At 53.8% G+C, this 20,827-nt stretch carries 25 protein-coding genes; 2 read left to right on the forward strand and 23 right to left on the reverse strand.

Annotation, left to right across the window (positions count from 1 at the left end; genetic code table 11):
* Positions 1-7: 7 nt before the first annotated feature.
* Genes QZQ08_RS01765 through QZQ08_RS01800 form a run of 8 tightly spaced genes read right to left on the reverse strand, consistent with a single transcriptional unit; the run spans position 8 to position 7,891 of the window.
* Positions 8-1,066 (reverse strand): phage baseplate protein, encoded by a 1,059-nt coding sequence (locus QZQ08_RS01765; RefSeq protein ID WP_296327021.1) that lies wholly within the window; start codon positions 1,064-1,066, stop codon positions 8-10.
* Entirely contained in the window at positions 1,059-1,625 is a 567-nt protein-coding gene (locus QZQ08_RS01770; protein ID WP_296327022.1) for a putative phage tail protein, read from the reverse strand. The genes QZQ08_RS01765 and QZQ08_RS01770 overlap by 8 nt, the downstream gene beginning before the upstream one ends.
* On the reverse strand, positions 1,612-2,679 hold the full coding sequence (locus tag QZQ08_RS01775) for a baseplate J/gp47 family protein (protein ID WP_296327023.1): 1,068 nt from the start codon (positions 2,677-2,679) through the stop codon (positions 1,612-1,614). The genes QZQ08_RS01770 and QZQ08_RS01775 overlap by 14 nt, the downstream gene beginning before the upstream one ends.
* The gene (locus QZQ08_RS01780) at positions 2,676-3,125 is read right to left on the reverse strand and encodes a DUF2634 domain-containing protein (protein ID WP_292018489.1); all 450 of its coding nucleotides are present in this window, start codon (positions 3,123-3,125) and stop codon (positions 2,676-2,678) included. Before QZQ08_RS01780 ends, QZQ08_RS01775 begins: the two co-directional genes overlap by 4 nt.
* Positions 3,118-3,537 (reverse strand): DUF2577 domain-containing protein, encoded by a 420-nt coding sequence (locus QZQ08_RS01785; protein ID WP_075581374.1) that lies wholly within the window; start codon positions 3,535-3,537, stop codon positions 3,118-3,120. The genes QZQ08_RS01780 and QZQ08_RS01785 overlap by 8 nt, the downstream gene beginning before the upstream one ends.
* A 4-nt stretch (positions 3,538-3,541) precedes the next feature.
* Positions 3,542-5,062, reverse strand: a complete 1,521-nt coding sequence (locus tag QZQ08_RS01790) for a hypothetical protein (protein ID WP_296327136.1) — start codon at positions 5,060-5,062, stop codon at positions 3,542-3,544.
* A complete protein-coding gene (locus QZQ08_RS01795) occupies positions 5,037-5,771 on the reverse strand; it encodes a hypothetical protein (protein ID WP_296327026.1) in 735 nt (244 codons plus the stop codon). The genes QZQ08_RS01790 and QZQ08_RS01795 overlap by 26 nt, the downstream gene beginning before the upstream one ends.
* A complete protein-coding gene (locus QZQ08_RS01800; RefSeq protein ID WP_296327029.1) occupies positions 5,771-7,891 on the reverse strand; it encodes a phage tail tape measure protein in 2,121 nt (706 codons plus the stop codon). The genes QZQ08_RS01795 and QZQ08_RS01800 overlap by 1 nt, the downstream gene beginning before the upstream one ends.
* Before the next feature lie 131 nt (positions 7,892-8,022).
* Here QZQ08_RS01800 and QZQ08_RS01805 point away from each other — a divergent pair, with 131 nt between their 5' ends.
* Positions 8,023-8,667 (forward strand): hypothetical protein, encoded by a 645-nt coding sequence (locus tag QZQ08_RS01805; protein WP_296327031.1) that lies wholly within the window; start codon positions 8,023-8,025, stop codon positions 8,665-8,667.
* A 30-nt stretch (positions 8,668-8,697) separates the two neighbouring features.
* Here QZQ08_RS01805 and QZQ08_RS01810 read toward each other — a convergent pair whose 3' ends face one another.
* From QZQ08_RS01810 to QZQ08_RS01860, 11 genes are read right to left on the reverse strand one after another with little or no spacing between them, the layout of a single operon-like run.
* Positions 8,698-8,841, reverse strand: coding sequence for a hypothetical protein (locus QZQ08_RS01810; RefSeq protein ID WP_014128571.1), 144 nt, complete (start codon positions 8,839-8,841; stop codon positions 8,698-8,700).
* A 26-nt stretch (positions 8,842-8,867) separates the two neighbouring features.
* Positions 8,868-9,284: a phage tail assembly chaperone gene (locus QZQ08_RS01815; RefSeq protein WP_296327034.1), complete on the reverse strand. Its 417-nt coding sequence runs from the start codon at positions 9,282-9,284 to the stop codon at positions 8,868-8,870.
* A 13-nt stretch (positions 9,285-9,297) separates the two neighbouring features.
* Complete coding sequence (locus tag QZQ08_RS01820; RefSeq protein WP_014128573.1) at positions 9,298-9,717, reverse strand: phage tail tube protein; 420 nt, start codon at positions 9,715-9,717, stop codon at positions 9,298-9,300.
* Positions 9,718-9,740: 23 nt separating this feature from the next.
* Positions 9,741-10,823 (reverse strand): phage tail sheath subtilisin-like domain-containing protein, encoded by a 1,083-nt coding sequence (locus tag QZQ08_RS01825; protein ID WP_247239670.1) that lies wholly within the window; start codon positions 10,821-10,823, stop codon positions 9,741-9,743.
* 3 nt (positions 10,824-10,826) lie between these two features.
* Entirely contained in the window at positions 10,827-11,267 is a 441-nt protein-coding gene (locus QZQ08_RS01830; protein WP_075581380.1) for a DUF6838 family protein, read from the reverse strand.
* Positions 11,264-11,683: an HK97 gp10 family phage protein gene (locus QZQ08_RS01835; RefSeq protein WP_296327037.1), complete on the reverse strand. Its 420-nt coding sequence runs from the start codon at positions 11,681-11,683 to the stop codon at positions 11,264-11,266. The genes QZQ08_RS01830 and QZQ08_RS01835 overlap by 4 nt, the downstream gene beginning before the upstream one ends.
* Positions 11,670-12,011: a phage head closure protein gene (locus tag QZQ08_RS01840; protein WP_225723666.1), complete on the reverse strand. Its 342-nt coding sequence runs from the start codon at positions 12,009-12,011 to the stop codon at positions 11,670-11,672. Before QZQ08_RS01840 ends, QZQ08_RS01835 begins: the two co-directional genes overlap by 14 nt.
* A gap of 17 nt (positions 12,012-12,028) precedes the next feature.
* Positions 12,029-12,310 (reverse strand): head-tail connector protein, encoded by a 282-nt coding sequence (locus QZQ08_RS01845; protein ID WP_288310056.1) that lies wholly within the window; start codon positions 12,308-12,310, stop codon positions 12,029-12,031.
* 3 nt (positions 12,311-12,313) lie between these two features.
* Positions 12,314-13,504 (reverse strand): phage major capsid protein, encoded by a 1,191-nt coding sequence (locus QZQ08_RS01850; RefSeq protein ID WP_247239667.1) that lies wholly within the window; start codon positions 13,502-13,504, stop codon positions 12,314-12,316.
* A gap of 11 nt (positions 13,505-13,515) precedes the next feature.
* On the reverse strand, positions 13,516-14,223 hold the full coding sequence (locus QZQ08_RS01855; protein ID WP_127007614.1) for a head maturation protease, ClpP-related: 708 nt from the start codon (positions 14,221-14,223) through the stop codon (positions 13,516-13,518).
* Complete coding sequence (locus QZQ08_RS01860; protein ID WP_127007616.1) at positions 14,213-15,469, reverse strand: phage portal protein; 1,257 nt, start codon at positions 15,467-15,469, stop codon at positions 14,213-14,215. Before QZQ08_RS01860 ends, QZQ08_RS01855 begins: the two co-directional genes overlap by 11 nt.
* Positions 15,470-15,535: 66 nt before the next feature.
* Between QZQ08_RS01860 and QZQ08_RS01865 the strand changes: the two genes are divergently transcribed.
* Positions 15,536-15,910, forward strand: a complete 375-nt coding sequence (locus QZQ08_RS01865; RefSeq protein WP_296327043.1) for a hypothetical protein — start codon at positions 15,536-15,538, stop codon at positions 15,908-15,910.
* On the opposite strand, the gene QZQ08_RS01870 is transcribed toward QZQ08_RS01865, so the two are convergent.
* From QZQ08_RS01870 to QZQ08_RS01885, 4 genes are all read right to left on the reverse strand, one after another.
* Entirely contained in the window at positions 15,911-18,484 is a 2,574-nt protein-coding gene (locus QZQ08_RS01870) for a terminase TerL endonuclease subunit (protein WP_296327140.1), read from the reverse strand.
* 35 nt (positions 18,485-18,519) lie between these two features.
* A complete protein-coding gene (locus QZQ08_RS01875) occupies positions 18,520-18,990 on the reverse strand; it encodes a phage terminase small subunit P27 family (RefSeq protein WP_296327045.1) in 471 nt (156 codons plus the stop codon).
* 167 nt (positions 18,991-19,157) lie between these two features.
* Positions 19,158-19,769: a DUF4314 domain-containing protein gene (locus QZQ08_RS01880; RefSeq protein ID WP_296327046.1), complete on the reverse strand. Its 612-nt coding sequence runs from the start codon at positions 19,767-19,769 to the stop codon at positions 19,158-19,160.
* A 76-nt stretch (positions 19,770-19,845) separates the two neighbouring features.
* Positions 19,846-20,742, reverse strand: coding sequence for an amidoligase family protein (locus QZQ08_RS01885; protein WP_296327048.1), 897 nt, complete (start codon positions 20,740-20,742; stop codon positions 19,846-19,848).
* Positions 20,743-20,827 lie beyond the last annotated feature (85 nt).

The raw sequence follows: 20,827 nt of genomic DNA on the forward strand, positions 1-20,827 counted from the left end.
TCACCTCCTAGCCTGTCCGCTGGAACATGTACACGACGATAGATGGCTGCATGTTGTTGTGCGGCTGGCCACCACCAGCATTCTCCGTCGTAAAACCATGGGCATGACTGCCGTTCGTAGAAGTCCTGCCAGACCAGGACCTGGCCGCTTCAAAGGACATGACAGACGGGTAGTTGTCATGATAGCTGCCGCCTTCATCATTCCAGTTCCCGCGGCCGCTGATGAAGAACGCCCCATTGCCGTTGTATCCGCTCTGCACATCACGGCCCCAGAAAGCGCCGGTGATATTCATACTGCCCCGGTCATGGTTATGGTTCCCGGCATCGCCGGTTTTCCCCGTATGGCCATGAATAGGGATTTCCGCCAGGGTATTGGTGTGCTTCTCCTCGCCCAGCTTGTCCCCGGCCTTATACATGGTGCCGCTGTCTGCTGCCCCGGCCCCAATCAGGCACCGCCCCATGGCGAAAGCCACCCAGGTCGTACCCGGCCAGTACGTGGCGGGATTCTTCCCATCTGCGGAAATATAGATGGCATTGACGGGAAACGGGCATGCCTGGATTTTGGCCACGGCTTCCTCGTCCATATCGGCATAGGTGACCTTGCCCCAGCTGCCGTTGCTGTGCAGGACGGTATTCAGTTTCCCTGCTGAAGGTGACGGGACCATGCCGCTCTGGCCTGCTGTCTTTTCGCCACAGCCGCTGAAATCTGGCAGTGTGATATCCTTCGTGCCGTCAAAGAGGGTTCGGTGAATCTTGCGTCCTGTCTGCAGCTTCGACGCACTGGCCGCATTGCCGCTGATGCCAGTTGCGTGGGCATTGGCATCGGTCAGATGGGCATTGATGTCAGCTGCCGTAGCGGAAATCCGCTCATAGAGCCGGGCATCATTGCTGACCAGCTGGGACACGGTCTTGTTCTGCTGATTGAAGACGACCGGGTCTTCCGAAAGATACTGTGGGAAAAGCACATCATAATCCAGCGTATTCTCCACAGCTTCTGTGGGCCGGACTTCCTGCCCTGCACGGTCCGGAAAATCAGCCGACCATTTCTCTTTGCTGTAATCATCCATTTGTCATCACTCCTTTCTTGGATACGATGGTCGCCGTCGAGAAGGTAGCTTCCCCGTTCCAGTGAATCCTGCCATTCCAGGAATAACCCAGATAGATGGCGTATCCCAGATGGGCCGGCTTGTAGATGTTGAGCTGCGTGATGAGCTTCTGCAAGGTCGTGGTATCTTTGTCGTTCATGATGCAGTACACCTTGAAGTAATACTCCTCATTGACTTCCTCGATATGGCCGGCACTGTAGAGATTGATGATAGAGTTCATGAAATCCTTCGTGGATACATCCACGTGCTGCAGCTTGAAGAGGATCCGCTGCCTGCGGAACTCGTCACTATCTCCATCACCGGGCTTGATGCCCAGGAACGATTCATAAAGCGGCAGCGCCCAGGTGGCGGTGTTCACGAAGAAGTTGTCCGCCAGGTTCTGCAGAGCCAGGCGCAGACGGTCATGCTCCTCATTGCAGGTTTCTGCCGCGCAGTGGAACATCGGGTCTTTGGATAAGAAATGCGGCAAATACTTCAGGATATCCATCCGGCTCTGCCGCATCCAGTCATTGGCTGACAAGGTTCAGCACCACCTTCCCTGCCACGGGGATCTGCTCGTTCGTCAGTTCCACGTTGGCCGCTTTTCCATTAAGCTTCAAATCCTTATAATCCGTAATGCCGCTGATGGAAAGGAGGAGTTTCCCCATCTGGGCCAGGCTGACATAAGAAAGCGTGAAGCCCGTCTGCTTGAGATAGGCTGTCATGGCTGCCTTTACGGCATCGGGGCTGGCTGTGCCATAGACATCTGCCGTTAAATCAATGGTTAAAGGTGCCGGTGAAACGACGGTCACAGTCGCTCCAATAGGCCGCTGGCTTTCGATGTAGTCGTAGACTTCCTGTATAAGTTCCGCCGATGCTGATTCGTTCTCTGCCGTGACGATGATGACCTTCACCGTGCCATTGCCCTGCCAGAGCGGGATGACTTTGCAGTTCCCGACGCCATCGACAGACATGGCCCAGTCACGATAATGATTGGCATTGCCCGAGGTGATAGGCTGGCGCACCCGGAACAGGAGCCGGGCAAGGAGTGCGTCATCCGTTTCTTCATCCGCCCCATCGGTGCATTTCTTATGGTTAACGACTGCCGAGATATTCGGGATGGAATAGGGGATTTCTGTAATCGTTCCTTCGGCCACATTGCCACTCGCCCCGGCATCGGCAGCTTCCACGGGAATCGTAACCTCAGCGGCATCGGCAGGAATGGTGGCCGACTCCAGGGTATAAAATCGCTGGCCGTCTTTTGTCTGGAAGAGACTGCTGCGAATGATGTAGGCTCCTGCCATCCCCGTCACCGTAACTTCTCCTTTGGCCTTGACGGCTTTCTTGCGATCGACGCCAAATTCCGCTGCCCGCAGCGTCAGGTAGTCGCCCCAGGACGTTTCGGCAAAGGCCGCGTCGCGCAACATGGCCATCTCGGCATAGCTGCTCTCAAATTCCACAGCATTGGCGTCGATCAGGTCGCGGGCAAAGGTGCCTTCCATGGTACTTTGCTCTTTTTCCGTAATGGTGTGCAGGGTCTGGGCCATGCGGCTCTCAATCTCATCTTTGGTCTGTGCATCAAATAAATTGCTCATGCCTCGCTCCTTCCTGCCGTCACGGTCAATGATTCGTCACTGTAAATGGAAGTGACGTCAACCGTAATGGCCAAATCATCCCGTTCCCGCTTCTTCACCTCGATATGGTTAATGCGAGCAATGTACGGATTCACCATCAATCCCTCACGGATATTCTGGCAAATCCTGTCTGCCGTATACTGGCTGTTTGGCGCTCTCCCCTGATACGGCTCGATGGTAATGCCATAGCTGTCATCATAGGCCAAGTAGCGATACCGCTCGGTGAGGATTGCCTTATAAATCCAGACCTTGAGGGCTTCATTTTCTGTCACCATCAGGTTCTGGCCTTTTTCATCGTAGCGGAAGCACTGCTTATCAAAGTCATAGCCGTATTCTACGAAAAGAGGCAGCGACTCATTCCGGTTCGCTGCCTGGATGCTGTTCATTGCTACAAAAGGATCAGCCATGGCCATCAATCCTCACAATCTCATCCAAAATAATGTACTGCTGAATCCGGTCGTTGATGAGCATGGGCATGATGGCCACGTACATACCGGGCTTTAGTGTATCCGTATAGATGACGGAATCGGTGTAGTCATTATCGATATCATGATTATGGGACTGGTAAGCCGCATCACCGCTGCCGCCGGCACGATTCTGTGTCGCCGATACCAGATGCCCTTTAGCTGTGCGGCCATAACCTGCCAGGAGATAATGGGAAATCCACAGCTCCTCTTTGGTCAAAATGATGCCATTGTAGCGGACCTTGATATCTGGCGGCGAAGCCAGGATCTGCCCGATTTGAATGTCCGGGCTGTTGCTGCTGCGGCTGACCTGCTCCATCAGATTCAGCAGGCTGATATACGGATTTTTCTGCACACGTTCACCCCCTTGAGGTCTTGATAATCGTTGCCGGATAATAGTCGCTTCCCATATCGATGCTGCCTTCGTAGTGATGAAAACAGCCATAGACATTGGAGCTGTTGCCCCAGCAGCCGCCGCTCCCGTCATAGACGACGACATGCCAGTTCGGATCCGGCTTGCTGTAGCGGTTGTACATGATGATGTCGCCCTTTTCGAGCTGCGACGGGTCATAAGGGATAGCCAGACCCTGCGCTTCGGCATCGGCCCGGAGCTGGTCGCAGCCTTTCACGCCATTGTTATATTCCTGCGCTGCAAAAGGGGAATAGCCCGCCGCGGCGATGGTCGCCCGGTCGACACAGCCTTCTGAGCCATAGGGAGAAACGGTACCCTCGAAATTGGCCATGCACGCATCGACCACACTGCTGCCAGCCACAGCGCCACCTGTAGAAACAGAAGATGTCGATTCCGTTTCCGCTGGCGGCACATAATCCGGGTTGGCATTGTACGATGTACTGTCCAGTTCCTGTTTCTGCTCATCCAGCAGTTTGTTGAATACCAGATGCAGCTCCATCAGGTGCTTGTTGCCTTCGATTTTATGGCTGTCTGACTTGATGAAGAACTGGCCCTTGAGCTGTTCTTCCTGGACTGAGACAGAAAACCCGGCGATACACTGGATATGACCGATGGCCCGAATGGACATGTCATGGGCGACGGTCTTCAGCATGGCCCTTGCCTGCGAGGCATCGTCCTGCTTGGGGTCGGCCTTGCAAATGGCCTGGATGAGACCGAATCGGTCGATATCCGTCTGATTGGGCAGTTCGCCTTTCGTCTGCCCGGCACTGTCGACGACGATGACCTTAGAAACCATGTCTTCGACCGACTCCGACACGGAAGCGCCGGTCAGGTTTGTCACATCGCTGATCAGGAAATCTTCCACCACCTGGTCGTTCATGCAGACCACGTTGAGCTTCCCTTCGGTCATGTAGATATGGTATCCCTTGCCATCTTGTGCGGATTGATAGGATAATGCCTGCTTGATAGCCTCCGTAGCCGAGATATCATCGGCAATGAAATTGCAGGTGACGGACAGGTCAGGAATAGTCCCGGCCGGAATAGAAAAGTCATTGATGGTCTGGCGGATGGCGTCGGCCACTGTGACGTTCGTGTACTTCTTGGTTATGCGGGACTTGGCCAGATAGACGATATTGTCAAAGGCTGTAAAATGCATCACGGAAGAGCCGCTCTCCCGGCTGCGGCCAAAAATACGTCCCTGGAACAGGTGGACAGTCTGCTGCGTCTTATCGTCAATGTGGATAAACAGCACCTCGTCCCCCAGTTCCAGTTCCGGATTCTGCCAAGATTTATCCCGCGTCGTATAGGCCAGGTCGAATTCCAGCCTGCGTCCGGCCTGCTCGACGTCCCCGGACCAAGTTGCACAAATCAGCCAGCCCGTAAGGTCTGCGTTCTCGGGCTTTTTCTGGCCTTCCGTCTGAGCATCCTCGGTATTGGTTTTCTTATTGATTCTTTGCAACTGAAACATTTTCATCATTCCTTTTGAGGTTCATCGTCGTCAGGCGGATGATATCCCCGGGCAAAAGACCGCCGTTACGGACGATGCTGCGATAGATCTGGAACTTCGAGAACTGCTCATTGTTGAGCGTCACCGATTTCCCCACGGCCCGGCCGATGACGTTCCCGATACTGTCACCGGGATAATAGGTGATGTTCTTCTTCATCTTCGACCAGAACGACTCCGGCCGCTTCTTCAGCCCTGTCGCAGCATCGGTCTTTCCCGTCTCCGGTGCTGTGACGTAGCGGTACTCTGTCAAGCCCAGCTCGTAATAGACATCGCCGCTGCCGTCCTTTTCACCAAACTTGAAGGACGAAATCAGGCAGGGCATGGAAAGCAGCGTATCCGACACCGTCAGTTGACAGACGCTGTCACCGGTACGCATCGTTTCCAGTTGGGCGATGTATGTATAAGGCGCAAGGCCCATCATGGCAAAGGGATAATCCTGGGCCGGAAAAAAGCCGGAAAGGGTCAGTGTCTTGAGTCCCGTCTTTCCCATCATAAGGTAGTCGCCGAAGTTATTGATGTTCACCGTACCATGATTCGTATTGACGGATACCATCAGCTCCGAAGGCAGGACGGGAAAGACCACCGCTGCCGATTCAGAAGAGAGAGAAATCGTGAGGGAAGATGCAGCCTGGCCGATGGCGTTCAACAGGGATGCTAAGAAAGAACTCATCAGATGGTCGCTCCTTTCATGCGGTTCATGCCGTACAGCCGGATCTTTTCCACCAGCTTGTCGGCTATGGCATCGATGTCCTGCTCGCTGCGGACGTTCATCGTATCGATGCGGATGGTGATGGAGTGGCTGCCTGCGTTCATGGCCTGCCGGATGCTTTCGTCATGCGGGACCACCGTACTGCCGTTTGGCAGGTGGACCAGCTCGCCCCGGCGGTCCTCGTTGATGACCGCAAAGCCGCCGCCAAAGTTCTCGACGCCTCCGGCAAAATGGCTGATGGGTTCAATATTGAATCCCACATGAGTCGGCGCCCCGCCTGTCAGAGACGGGATGTCGATGGACAGGCCGTTGACGCTGGCAATGAGTCCGTTCACCTGGTCGATGACCCAGTTCACGCCGCTCCGGAAGGTATCCTTGATGCTCTCCCAGATGCTGGAAGCTGTCTCGTTGATGCCGTTCATAGCCCCATCCCAGGCCGAAGCAATCCATTGCATTCCGGCATCTACGGCATCCGACACCGCCTGGATGGCCTGTTCGATATACTGTGAAACCGTATCCCAGTTTCTCCAGAGGAGATACAGCCCTGCAATGACGGCAGCGATGACAAGAAGGATAGGATTGGCCATCGCTGCTGCACCGACTGCCCGGATGACCGTAATCATCATCCTGCCCACGGTCAGGAAGGTACTGCCCATGCCTTTGGCAACGATGGCGATACCCCTTGCCACCGTGATAAGGCCCTTGAACTGGGCAGCCAGATACTTCGATACACTCCCGGCCTTGCTGATGCCCGCGGCGATGGAGCTGAACGTCCCGAAGGCCTGTCCGCCTATCGTCAGCACCCGCCCCAGGGTGGAACCGAAGAGCTGGAAGGTCACGATGCCAAAAGCCACCTGGCCGATCAGCGTTTTCTGTTCCGGTGTAAGCGCACGAAACCAGGCAGCCAGTTCCTTGACGCGCATCGACATGGCCTTGAAGTACGGCGTAAACGACACTGCTAAATCCATGCCGGCATTCTTCAGCTGGTTCATGGCAATCTGCATCTGCTCCGACGGGGTCAGCATCTTCTCATAAGCTTCCCGGGTCATACCGGCAGACTGGGCCATCTGGTCCATGACCTTATCGAAGTCCCCGGCTCCCTTGCCCGTCAGGACCAGGATGCTGTTCAGGCCCTCGACAGAGCCAAAGAGCTGGGCCATCTGTTCGGCATCGCCGCCTGTCGACCGCTTCACTTCGTCCAGGAACTTCACCCAGCCCACGCTCTGCAGATGAGCCGCATTGAACTCAAGGCCAAGGGACTGAGCCAGTTTCGCCGCTTCGGCAGACGGCTTCAGGATGTTGCTGTAAGCCGCCTTGAGTCCCGTAATGGCCTCGCTGGTCCGGATACCGTTCTTGGTCAGGACGGCGATGGAACCGAACAGTTCCTGGGTACTGACATTGAGCTGTGCCGCAATGGGGATGACATTGCCCATGGACTGGGCCATCTCGCCAAAGGATGTCTTGCCGAAGTTCTGTGCCAGGAGCATCTGGTCCGTCACCGCCGTGGCTTCTTCTGCCGATTTTCCATAGGCATTGAGGACCGTGGTCACACCGTTAACGGCAGTCGTCGTGTCGGTGAAGCCGGCTTTCGCAGCAATTGTCATGTCTTTGACAAAGCCCACGGCATGGGCCGCATCGACACCAGCGGAAATGGCCTGGTAGACCGATTCCGAAAGATCAGCGACACCTGCGCCCGTTTCATCGCTGACAGCACGAATCTCATCACTGACCTTCTGCATGGAAACGACCGTCGTGTCGACCAAAGTCGAAATCTTGGCGATACCGTTGGCAAAGTCGCTGTGCAGCTTGAAGCCTGCCGTTGCGGCTGCCAGGATGGGGGCTGACAGCAGGGCCATCTTGTCTGATAAGCCGGAAATCTTGCTTCCCGTCTGCTCGATGCTCTTCGCCGTCCGTTTCTGGATGCGCTCATGCTCCGTCAGCTTGTCCGACAGTCCGCTGACCGATTGTTTCGCCGCCGCCATCTGGGTCTTCATGGTCCCCAGGCTGGCATTGACGCTACGCACGGTCGGCGTGAACAAATCCCGCAGCCGGATGGCGGCATCGATGACATTATTGGCCATGCTGTTTCACCTCTCAATGTTGTTACAGATATTAAAAATATAGTAAGATAAAAGAAGTCTATCGTTACGGAGGAATTCCAATACGCTATTTCAATGAAACAGAAAAAAGATTAGCTGAACGATATCACCATATGGAGCTTGGTACTTGCAAAATCTGTGAAGAATGTCACAAGAAAGAACATTTATCCTTACCGATTGGCTGCTGGTGCGTAGGTTCCGATTTTAATAAAACTTCCAAGAGAATTCTATTTGTCGGTAAAAATGCCAGAAACAATCCCGGCACGATTGAAGACGGCTTTCGCAATCCCTTTCAATATACCCGTGAATCTCTGTGGAACAAAAGCTGGCCATATTGGAGCTATACTCGTGCTATCACTCAGAGAATATTCGGTGACGATTCTATAGAACACATCGCATTTACCAATATTGTCAAATGCAACAATTCCGGAGGAAAGGATACTACCTCAGATTTTGTAAAATCCAACTGTATCCTAAACCTAAAAGTCCTTCAGCAGGAATTAAAGGTAATACATCCTACTCATATCATTTTTTATACATCTTGGTATTATGACGATTACATCCCTAACGTTTTTGACCGTTATAATATTCATTACAACGGTTCTAAAGACATTGGGAAAAGAAAAATGTCCTGGCAGGAAGCCATTTCCACTCTGGGCAATCAAACCTTTCATGTACTACGTGTCGGCCACCCACAATGCAAGAAAAAAAGCGACTTCGTCTATGAAATATCTAAGTGGCTTGAGCCTGCCTTATGACTTTATGGCAGATAGCCGTATTTTCAGCAGTTAATCCGATAATGCTGAAGATACTTTTTTATCGCGTTCTTCCATCTCATAGCGGATGAAAGCATACAGCACCTGCCGTTCGCCGTATCCCAGCTTCATGACCGCTGACGGCAGCAGGTGATGCTCCCGGAACAGGAGATACATCGCCTGCACTTCGCCATCGGTCCGGATCAGTTTTTTACGGCTTTATCCGCCTTTTCCTGGGTCGTATAGCCGTTAAGTTCTGTGATCTGCGCTGTGAGATCAGCAATCTCACCTGCCAGGAAGAGCTTGCGGATGATGTCACCAGGAAGTACGGCCCCGAATTTTTCCAGCAGATCCTTGTTCTTGAGGTCCGGGTCGGCAATCCCCGCCAGGAGCGTCTGGGTCTGCATCTGATAAATGTCGATGTTATCGGCGCTGCCGTTGGTGAAGTCCACGGCCATCTTCTGGATATCGGCGTAGCGTTCCGGGTCGATAGCCCGGAGCGTGATGATAAAATCGAATCCGAACAGCTTCGAGAGCCGTTCCATCTTCACTTTCTTTTCAGGCCGTTCGGCCAGCTTGTTCACTCCATCTGCTTTCAGCAGTCGGTCTACCATATTCATGTGCTTGTTCTCCTTATGCTAAATCCAAGAGGTCCCAATCCGAGAAGGTGAAGCTGTAGCTTTCTTCGCCCATCTTGTCCACTTCCCAATCCGCCAGGATCAGGCTGTCAAAGGTCGCATCCTTGATGACGATACGTTCGCTGCCGATGGCGTCCTTATCGTCAAGGACGGAGACGATGGTCACGACGGTCTGCTTGCCCGCCTTAATGTTGTCGTTCATCTTCTTAATCATGTAGCTCGAGACTTTATGGAGCTTCAGCTGCCCTTTGCAGTCATAGCCTGTGACCTTGTAGCCCTTGCCGACATGACGGAGCATCTTCACTTCTTCCTTGGTCAGCGTGACCTCGGCCTTGAAAGCCGTGGCTTCGGCCATGAGGTCGCCGTCGATATAGAGGTCGGCATACTTGCCGTTCATCACCCGTTTGGCTTCCATGCTGTTCACTGTACCTCACCTCCTCAGATATTGACGGCAATCGTGACATCTTCCATGGCATCCAGGAGCGAAGCATCTACGGCGATGAAGACATTGCTGCCGATGTTGGCCAGCTTGATGTCCATTTCTGACATGTCTGCCAGTTCCTCTTTCGTATATTTGCCATTGGATGCCAGCCAGATCTTGGTGGATTCCACATCGATATAAGCCGTGTTCTGCCCCTGTTCCAGCAGGCCCTCCTGGGCCAGCTGGTCCAGATAGCCCTGGATAGCCGTCACCAGGAGGCATCGGTTGGCATAGCTGTTCGCGTACTTGCCAAGGTAATGGTCCTGGGCGGTGGTGCGGATATCGTCATACATCATGTCCATCAAATCGACGAGCTTGATTTTCTGGAACGATACCCCTTTGCCCTGGACTGTCGTAACCAGGGAGTTGATTCCGCGGCCCAGCTTGACCTTTTCCCCGTCAAAGAAAAAGAACAGCTTGCCGGCATCCGTCATGGTATCCATTTCTTCCTTCGTCCAGACGTCACAGCCGATGACTTCCGGCAGCGGCGCATACGTACAGGCAATGGTCATCGGCGTTCCTGCGATGATGCCCGCGATGCGCCCGCAGTACTGGGCCGTCGTGTAGGTCTTCGTTTTCGTACGGATGACTTGATTGACGAAGTTGATGACTCCTTCCGTATCCGCCGTGCAGTCCGGCAGGACGGCCTTGATGCGTTTGTTCTTATTCGTCCGCATCCCCTTGATCCAGGTCGCGATGGTGTCGATGTGGTTTTCTTCGATATCCGGGATGACCAGGTAATCGAAGCGCTTGTTCTCGATGGCCTTGAGGACATCGGTATAATCTTCTGCATCCTTGCTGATGATTTCGGCGATGACTTTCTTCGGGCTGTTCACGTAGCCGCGAAGGGTCAGTTCCAGCTGCTCACGGTTGCTGTCCGAGAGTTCTTTGGGGATGTCATCTGCCGTATACAGGTTCACTTCCGTCTGGGACGGCAGTGTCTCTTCTTTCAGAATCAGAAGGACAATACCGCGTTCGCTGCGTTCGACGGCACTGATGCCTTTTTCTTTGAACGCGATATTAATGGATGGCATTTTCATGGGTTACGTCTCCTTTCCCTGATACCGCTGATGCAGTACCTTCATGATTTCTGCCGTTTCTTCTTTTTCCCGGGCGTCATAGTACTGGAAGGTCAGCGTCAGACGCCCGCCGTCATTGTCCGTCCCCATCAGCTCCTCACTCATAGACACGACAGGGAGATAACGGTTGCCGACTTTCAGTCCGTCCCGGAATAAATTTTCCGCAGCAAAAAGCACGGCGTAGATAGCCGTGCTTTTTTCCTGCTTCTTCGGCAGATACGTAATGTAGAGGTCCGTATCCCGGTAGACCTCATTTTCTTTCTGCGGCGTCGCTACCGTCATCGTCTTCAGGAAGAAGGCCGGCGGCGCAAAGCCTTCCTTGACTTCCTGCAGGTAGACGGGATACGGGAACCGCTCTTTGAGTTTCTGCTGCACCGCCTGCAGGATATCGAGGTCATGGATCATGTGCCGCCTGCTTTCTTGAGGAGCTTCTTCGTGAGTCTCTCCAGCCCCGACTGCAAGTCGCTGGCTTCGAACTGCTTGACGGATTTCTCCGTATAGTGCTGGCCTTCATAATAGCCAACGGTCCTGCCGCCCGGCGTTTTCTTGACATGGCCGTTATTCAAGAGGTGATGGACCGGATGCCTGTTGACCAGTTCATAGGTCAGCTCCGAGCCGTTACACCCTTCCACCTTATGCTTCCAGCCTTTCTTCAGCTTGCCCGTGCTGCCTTCCGGCGTGTTTTTTACGCACTCCTTTTTGAGCTTGTTGCCGATAGTGATCAGGCCTTTCTCGGCAGTACCGGGAAACTCTTCAATAGCAGAAAGCAGTTTTTCTGAAAGGTCATCCAATCCTTTGACCTCAAAGTCACTTCCGCTCATTGCCCGTCCCCCTCACTTCTTCAGTGCAGTACAGTTCCAGTGCTTCATGGCGCATGTACGGGTCGACGATGGTGTCGATGTCGTAGAAGTGGTCCTGATACTTCACCTTCATATCATGGGTGATATGGGGACGCCAGCGGATAGTGATCTTGCTGTACTCCGTGTCCGCTTTGCGTTCCATCTCATAGAACACTTTGCCCCGGGCAGGCTCAATGGATGCCCAACAGCGATATACTACGACGTCGGCCTGGGTATCGAAACCATATTCATCCGTCACGGCCTGCTTTCCCAGAATCTCAATCCGTTTGTTCAAAAGCCCCGTCTTCATGGGCATCCCCCCCTTTTTCAAAAACAGCTCCGCCGGACCCCGAACAGCAGCCAGCGCAGACGTTTCAAAAGGCCTGCGTAGTCCGCTTCCTCACGGTGTTCATACAAAAAAGCCGCAGCATAGAGGATGGCTTCATGGAACACGACGGGATTCTCTTCGGCATCGGCTTCCTCACAGCGGGATATATCCAGGCAGAGGGCCTGGGCTGTTTCCAGGGAAGACTGGATGACGTCATCATTACTCGTGTCATCTTCATCAATCCGCAGGTATTCCCTGGCTTCTTCCAGCGTCACGATCATGGCTTATCCCTTCGCTTTCATCTCCAGGGCCTTGACCGCTTCCTTGAGCATCAGCATGCCATCGACGCGCTGGCTGGCAAGGAAGCCGATCTGGCCGTTGGCGGCATACAGTTCGTTGAGCCGCTTGAAGGAGCGGTATTCCCGGTCGGCAATCCAGTAGTAGCTGAAGTCCCCGAAGAGCATGGGACGGTTGCCCGCGGCCAGTTCCGGTGCAAAGGAAGTGCAGTAGCAGGGACGGTTCAGGATGGTATCCGGTGTGCCTGCCGTGACAGACGGCTGCCAGATGTAGTTGCCGTTGTTGTCCTTCACCTTGCGCAGGGCCTTGATGGTTGCATCATTCAGGAGCCAGACAGCCTTGCGGCGGTACGGGATGCGCAGGGAATGATATAGGTCGATGACATCATCGAAGGTAATAGAAGCCGTCGTGACCGTCACCCCCACTTCGGCAGACGGGAAAACGCCGGTCGGCTTGTTCTTTCCGTCGCCTACCAGGAAGGCTTCTTCTTCCTTCGTACCGATACGGCGGGCAAATTCACCGGCGATATAGCTTTCTAGGTCAAAAGCGCTGTCGTTCAGCAGTTCTTCCGACACACGGATAGCCGTCCCCAGCTTGTACGCCCCGATGGACTGCTGGCCGAAGGTATCCTGGCTGTCCGGGTAGAGACCGTTCTCTTCCATCCAGGACGCTTCGCCATGACCCGTCACGATGGGAATCTTGCGGTCGCCGCTGGTGTGGATGACCGTAGCCAGGCTGCGGAAGAAATTCTCTTCCTGGAGCTTGTCGATGAGCTGGTGTTCGAATTCGTCCGGTACCAGATAGCCGCCATCAGCATCGGTGCCTGCACTCAGGGCGTTCTGTACATCAATGAAGTTCTTATGGCGGATGCTGTCCCAGAAAGCCTTACGATAGGCATCAGACGCACGGCCTTTCTTTTCTGCTCCATTCTGGCCTGCGCCAGGGAGTTCAGTAATCGGTGTAGTAGTGGGCTGGGCAAGCTGGGCGTCGAGCTGCTGCTGGCGTTCCAGGCGGTCGATTTCTTTGCCGAGATTTACTACATCCGCTTCCATCTTGTCGTAGCGAGCCGCATCTTCTGCAGAGACCATGCCATTTTCATCACGGACGGTATCCAGAAAATTCTTGGCGGCATCCCAGAGGTTCTTGCGTTTCTCACGCAGTGCTAAAATCGTATCCATTGTTGTCCTCCTTAATGAATGAGCAATGCCAGCCGTTTTTCTAAGGATGCGGCTGGCACTTTATGAATCGGTTCATGGGGCTTCAGTTTTTGTACCAACGAATTGGTAACAGTTACTGGCGTATAAATCATGGCTTCCGGCTGCTCTCCATTGTCCTTCTTCTGGTCGAACAGGATTTCATCGGCAAAGCCAAGTTCTACCGCCTTCTTTGCATTGAGCCAGGTTTCGTCATCCATCATGTGAGAAATCTTCGTGCGGGCCAGGCCGCTCTTGATTTCGTAGGCGTTGATGATGCTTTCCTTGACTTCGCTCAGCATGCCGATGGTCTTTTCCATCTCTGACTGGTCACCATAGGCCAGGGTCGCCGGATTATGGATCATCAGCATGGCCACTGGCGACATGCAGACCTTGGTCCCGGCCATGGCGATGACAGAGGCCGCCGAAGCAGCCAGTCCGTCAATCTTAACGGTGACGTTCCCCGGATATTCCATGAGCATGTTATAAATCTGGGCAGCGGCAAAGCAGTCACCGCCCGGACTGTTGATCCAGAGGGTGATATCGCCGCTGCCCGCATTCAGTTCTTCCTTGAACGCCTTCGGCGTTACCTCATCGCCCCACCAGGTCTCGTCCGAGATCTGGCCGTCCAGGTACAGCGTCCGTTCACTGCCGAAGGCATCGGGGGCCGCATTGGTCACCCACTTCCAAAATTTATGTTTCATTCGTTTCTCCCTTCCGGGCAAAGGCCCCGGCATCTTTGAGCTTGGTCATGCTGCCGTTCACCAGGTACAGATTACCGCCTTCCTCATCGGGGACGGGATTCATGTCTTCCATCTCCCGGATATCGTTGGCGGACAGCCAGCCGTTCTGCCGGCCGATGCTGTACCCGGTCATGCGGCTCTCGTAGTCGCCGCGCATGAGGCCGTTCACGTTGAACTTCAGGAAATACTGCTTCTTCTCTTCCGGCAGGAACAGGGCTTTCTGCATGGCCTGCTCCCAGCGGATGACCCATGGGTCTAACGTGTATTTCACGAATTCCATGGACTGCTGCTCGATGTTATTGAAGGAACTTTTCTCCAGGTCGCCAATCATGTGTGGCGGGATGCGGTAGAGCCGGGCAATCTCATCGAGCTGGAACTTCCGTGTTTCCAGGAACTGTGCTTCTTCCGGCGGGATGCCGATCTGCTGGTACTTCATGCCTTCTTCCAGCACAGCCACCTTGTGGGCATTGCCCGTCCCCCGGTAGACGGCATTCCACGAATCCCGGACTTTGGCCGGATCCTTCAGAACGCCTGGATGTTCCAGCACCCCGCTGGGGCTGGCCCCGTTCGCAAAGAAAGAGGCACCGTATTCCTCGCAGGCCATGGTCATGCCCACGGCATTGCGGGCCATGGCAATCGGCGAATAACCGACCAGGCCGTCAAACCCAAGGCCGGGGATATGCAGCACTTCTTCCTTCTGCAGGGCCACCTGACCATACGGCTTGATGTTCGGATTCTCATCTCCCGTCTTGGTATACAGATAAAAAATCTTTCCCCGGTCATCCCGGCAGACGGTCATCTTGTCCGGCCTGAGCGGGTATAGTCCCTGTACCCGCCCTAATCGGTCGCGGATGATCTGGGCGTAAGCATTGCCCCAGATGAGCAGGTGGCTCATGAGCGTTTCCCGGAAGATGAACGAAGTCATCTCCGGGTTCGGTTCATCATGGAGCAGATGGTACAGCGGATGGTCATAGACCCGTTCCTTGCCGCCGGGCGTGTAACGGTACAGCTGGAGCGGCAAGGCAGCCAGAGTTTCCGCCAGGATGCGGACGCAGGCATACACTGCCGTCGTCTGCATAGCCGTGAACTCGTTCACCGTCTTGCCACTGGCAGAGGGGCCGAACAGATAACGGAAATCCGTGCCGATATAATAGTTCTGAGGCTTGTCCCGGGTACGGAACAGGCTGGATAAAAAAGGGATGTGCATGGAAACCTCCTATTGCTCTATCGACAAATTTATGATATTTTCAAATTACGAAAGGAATGATGCCCAATGAAAAAATATCTATCTCATCTTGCCGTATTTTTTATCTTTTGCTTTTCACTTTGGCTTTTCCCACAATCTGCCGAAGCCACTGACATCTGGGCATATACTGCCGCTCCTCAGGATGGTAACTACCAAGCCTATGTTGTCAGTGAATCAATTCAATGGAACAACGACTATTCAAAAATAACTTGTGCTGTAAAACAAGTAAAAGATGGTTCTGTCCAAAAAGTAGTGTTCTGGACTTTTGACAGGCTATCTGATGAATGGCGATATCAAACCTCTACAATGCAAAAGCCCAATTCATCCGGTCATACCAATCGTGTATATCCTAATAGCTGGGGAGCCTATATCCTTAAAATCTGCATAGATTATTTACGTTAATCAAAATGCAATAACGCCCCGTTCATCATAGACGCTGCCGCTGCCAGTCCCGTTGCGGATGCAGCGGTCCAGTGCCATGATGGACGCCACGATTCCGTCGATCTTTTCGACGGATTTTTCTTTGTCCGGCTTGATGTTCCCCGCCGGGTCCTGCCGCATGACCACGTTGCCGGCCATCCATCTGAGGACGGGATTGCCGCCATGGATGATGTTCCCTTCCATCAGGAGCTTGAACAGCTCCTTCGACGGCGGCGACATATCCTTGAACCCCTGGCCGAACGGCACCATGGTGAAGCCCATATCTTCCAGGTTCTGCACCATCTGGGTGGCGTTCCAGCGGTCATAGGCGATTTCCCGGATGTGGTACGTTTCCCCCAGGCGTTCGATGAACTTCTCGATAAAGCCGTAATGGATGACGTTTCCTTCCGTTGTCTGGATGAATCCCTGTTTCTGCCAGATATCGTAAAGCACATGGTCGCGCCGGCAACGTAGTTCTAGTGTGTCTTCCGGCAGCCAGAAGAACGGCAGAAGTATATATTTCTCATCTTCCGTCCGTGGCGGGAAAGCCAGAACCAGGGCCGTAATATCCGAGGTACTGGACAAATCCAATCCGCCATAGCACATCCGGCCTTTGAGGGAATCCAAGTTAATGGGAAGATTACCTTTGTCGTAGACCTGCTCAGGAATCCAGCGGATACTGGCCGAAGTCCAGATATTCAGGCGCAGCTGCTTGAACACATTCTCCTCGGCCGGGTTCTCGATGGCGTTCCGATATGCTTCCCGGACACGCTCGATGTTGATGGTGTAACCAAGGGACGGGTTCGCCTTGTACCAGTTAGCTTCGTCCGTCCAGTCTTCACCCTCTTCCAGGCCATACACAACAGGATAAAAGGTATAGTCCTTCTTCCTGCCGTGCATAAGGTCGAGAGCCTTGGTATGCAGTTCATAGCAGATACTGTTTTTGTCGTTGCCGGCCGTGGTGATGATGAAAAAGAGCGGCTGTTCACGGGCGTCACCAGAGCCTTTGGTCAGGACATCGTAGAGTTTCCGGTTCGGCTGGGCGTGGATTTCATCAAAAATCAGGCCGGATACATTCAATCCGTGTTTCGTGCCAGTCTCCGCTGAAAGCACCTGATAGAACCCAGCATTGCGGTAGTTAATGATCCGCTTGCCTGCCGACCGTATCTTGGAACGGCGCAGAAGAGCCGGACTCATCTCCACCATCTGCTTTGCCACATCGAACACGATGGACGCCTGATTGCGGTCACAGGCCGCGCCATAGACTTCCGCGCTCGGTTCGTTATCGGCATAAAGCAAATAAAGCGCTACGGCTGCCGCCAGTTCACTGTTGTGCGTCTTCACCATATTCCGTCCGGCAAGGTAGCAATGGGACGGGCTGTCCACCTGGATACACTGCATGGGGACTTTGTAGTCAAGCGGCCGGATTTCTTCCAGATAATGAAAACAGGAACGTGTCTGTTTGACGCGTTCCCGGCTCCGTGAAATTTTCCTGTGCAGTTTTGATGTCGGCTGGTCATCGAAAGTGGTGAACCGTATGGTGTACAAGGTTTCCCCTGTCGGTTTTCCGTAACGGGTGGACGGACAGGTTGTCATAGCGTTCTTAATACCCAGCGACCAGAGCAATTCCCGGACGGATTCAGCCAGCTGCTTTATGGTACTGACGTACACGCTCTGCGCTTTTCGTGTCCCTATGCATCCGTCCGAATCCATCAACCCCTGCAACAGTTCCCACCGCTGCTTTTCCGATGCCCGCAGGTAATCATGACGGATGACCTTATCCCTGAAACTTTTGACCAGAATTTTCTTCAGTTCCTTATAGACGAGAATCTCGCTCCCGCCGCAGGTCTGCGGATATCGGTTGTGCAAGTGATACGGGATAAAGGAAATGAGGTCATCCACATCGCAGTCACGCACAGTAATTTCCGGCTTCGTGGCGTTGCCATTCCCCAGCCAGTAGCCATATAAATACGGATCCACTGGAAGGTCTACCTTGGGAAGTTCCAAAGCAGCATTCACGGGAATCCGTATGATGGAACTGTTATCATCAAATTTTTCTCGATAACTTTGTGTGCGGCGGTAAATCTCGCCTGTTGTCCAGAGTCTCGGTTTCGGTTTGCCGTAGATGTAGTCCACATCCCACAGATGCCGTTCGCCCGCCACAATCCGGCCGCCATCCCGGAAAATCAGCTCGTAGGCCTGTTCCGTATCATCCACCAGGCTTTTCGCCACCACATGGCATGGCTTACCCTGTTCATCGAAAACGAAGTCACCAACGGAAAGACTGCCCATGGTCTTCCACCCGTCCGGCGTAGGGATAGGCGTATTTATAGCAATTTGTTTTCCATTTTTCTTGCCTATCTCGATATAGGCCGTCAGAAACTGTCTGTTCCCATCTTCCTTTACGATGCCGAACAGGTCACGGACTATCTGTTCCTGCCAGGGAAGGAGCAGGAATGGTTTCCCGGCCCATTTTCCTTTGGTATGACAGAGATTCTCGATGAAGGCGACTGCCCGGTCGGCCTTGTCCTTGTCGTAATGGGATGTCGGCAGCATGAACGCTGACGGCTTATATACAAATGCCAAATTTGTCACCCTCTTAACAGCAATTCCATTTCATCCGTTTCTTTTTCCGCCCCATTTTCCTCTCCGACCATGCGGCTCCGGGCGGACGGCGTCAGGCCGAACTGCTCGCAGAATTTCAGCATAATCTTGAGATTCGTCTGCGCGATGGACACCTGCGGCACCTGCTGTAGGTAGCCGTTCGGCGTCCGTACCATATCCCCATGCTGGGTGATGAACTCCTCGGCCCCTTTCCACCGGGCGTAGGCCTGGCAGTAGCCAGCAAACGCCATCATGTCCATGTTGGTCAGCATCCCCATCTCAGCAAGGACTTTCCCCAGACGCTTCCATTCTTTCTTGGCATCATCCTCCAACCATTCCGGACAGCGCGGCAGCCTGCCTTTGGGCAGGGGTTCTTTCTTGTTGAGGGGACGATGGCCGGGATTGCCTTCCAGCACCTTGAGCGCCGTCGGCTTCGGTTTTCTTCCTCGTACAGCCAATGGCGCTCACCTCCCAATAAAAAAAGCCCTTGCGGGCTGTACGCCAGAGAGGGCCGCATCTGCGGTCCCCTCGGGTTCTCTTTTTTAATTCTTCATGACCCATTCGATGGCGTGGCCATTGTCTTCGAACAGTTCGACGCTGACTGCCTATCCGATATTTATGCATCTTATTCGATGACTTCCCATTCATCAGCTCCGGGTATCAGCCCGAGACTGCTGCCCGTATCCCACTGTACATGGATGGTCCCGGCATCATCGACGAACTGGACGGTGCCTTCAGTTCCCTTGGGCGGAGCCTGCCTGTCATCCATGGCGATAAGCCGGAGCCGCGTTCCTTCCATCCGTTCCCGGCTGTGCCGCAGGCCGGCCCGCAGGATAGACAGGTCGAAACCGAACCTGCGGTAATCCCGCTCCATGTTCTGATAATACCAGTTCTCCGGAATACCGAACCGCCGGTCTTCGTGCATGATGTACACAAGACCGCTGATGATGCCATCATCTGTTTCCACATCCACTTCTTTTTTATAATAGAACCGCGGGAAGCCTTCATAGGCATCGAGCCGCCGTTCATCCGCCGGAGAAATGCGCCAGAAAACAACCGGCACGAAAGCATCCGCCTTCTTCTCGATGGTGGCGTAACATCCTGTCAGAGAACCTTTGAAGAGGAGTTCATAGCCCCGGATTCGGCCCGTCCCTGAAAGAACGGCGTCAGGACACCGTCTTGCCATCTGTACTTCACTCATGTTGCTGCCGTAGGCAATGTAGATTCTTTGTTTCATCGCTCTCATCCTTTCTGAAGGGATTGCCCTTCTACCACCCCAAGGGCAGCCGAAGCTGCCCGTAAGGCTATCCCCTTCAAGCGGCGGCATTGCGCCATGCGGAATTGCCCGTGAGGTGTTTCAGGAAGTGGAGCCGGCAGGTCTTGAACTCGTCACCGATGAGTCCGAGCCGGAGCATCCAGCACCGGAAAGCGTATTTCTCATTGTCCGTTTCGGTCTTCCGGGCCGAGGCTTTCTTCTGGGCCAGGGCCTGATGAGCGACGGCCAGGCAGAACTGAATGTATGCCTTGATTTCCCCAGCGTGGAGTGTCCCGTTGAAAAGCCGGAACTCGACGGTCCCTTTGGTGAAGGTGGCATGCAGGTTCAGCCCGTGGTAGCGGGTGCTGTTGTAATGATGGTTCCGTCCGTAAGGGGCTTCCTGATACCAGAGGTCGGCGATGCCGTCCATCGTGTCCGGCTTTTTCCGGTTGAGGTTCTTCAGGAAGGTGGTGTTCGTTTTCCGGCAGTATCGGCTTTCCCGCGAGGGGTTGATCTGGAGGGCGCGGTAAATCATGTCTTCCTTGCTCGCCATAATGTTCACCAGGTTCCGTAGGGTCTTTGCCGTGAAGCGTTCGGCCCCGACATGGATGTGGATGCCGCAGGACTTATTGGCAAAGGCCCCGGCCTTGCGTAGCATCCGCACCAGTTCCTGCAGCTTCGGGATGTCTTCGTAGGAAAGAATGGGACTGACCACTTCCGTGCGGTAGAAGCTGGAAGCATCTGTAATGTTTCCGTTCACCTTCTTCTGTGGAACCAGGCTGGAGTCGTTCATGGCTTTCCATTTCCGTCCCTGTTCATCCCTTGCGGTGTAGGTATCGTAGGCTCCGCCTTCGTGCCGACTTTCCGCCCCGAAGAAGCGGGCCATGAGGCTGGCGGCCCGGCTTCTCGTAATCCCTGTCATTTCCATTTCGATGCCAAAGTGCAGTGTTTTCATAATTCTCTCTGTCCTTTCTATGTGTGCGTGTGTTCTTTTGGTACACTATATATCACTCTAAAGGCACACAATAGCAAGTCATTTT

The organism is uncultured Acidaminococcus sp., from assembly GCA_900538365.1.
In the GTDB taxonomy this organism is placed as follows: Bacteria; Bacillota; Negativicutes; order Acidaminococcales; family Acidaminococcaceae; genus Acidaminococcus.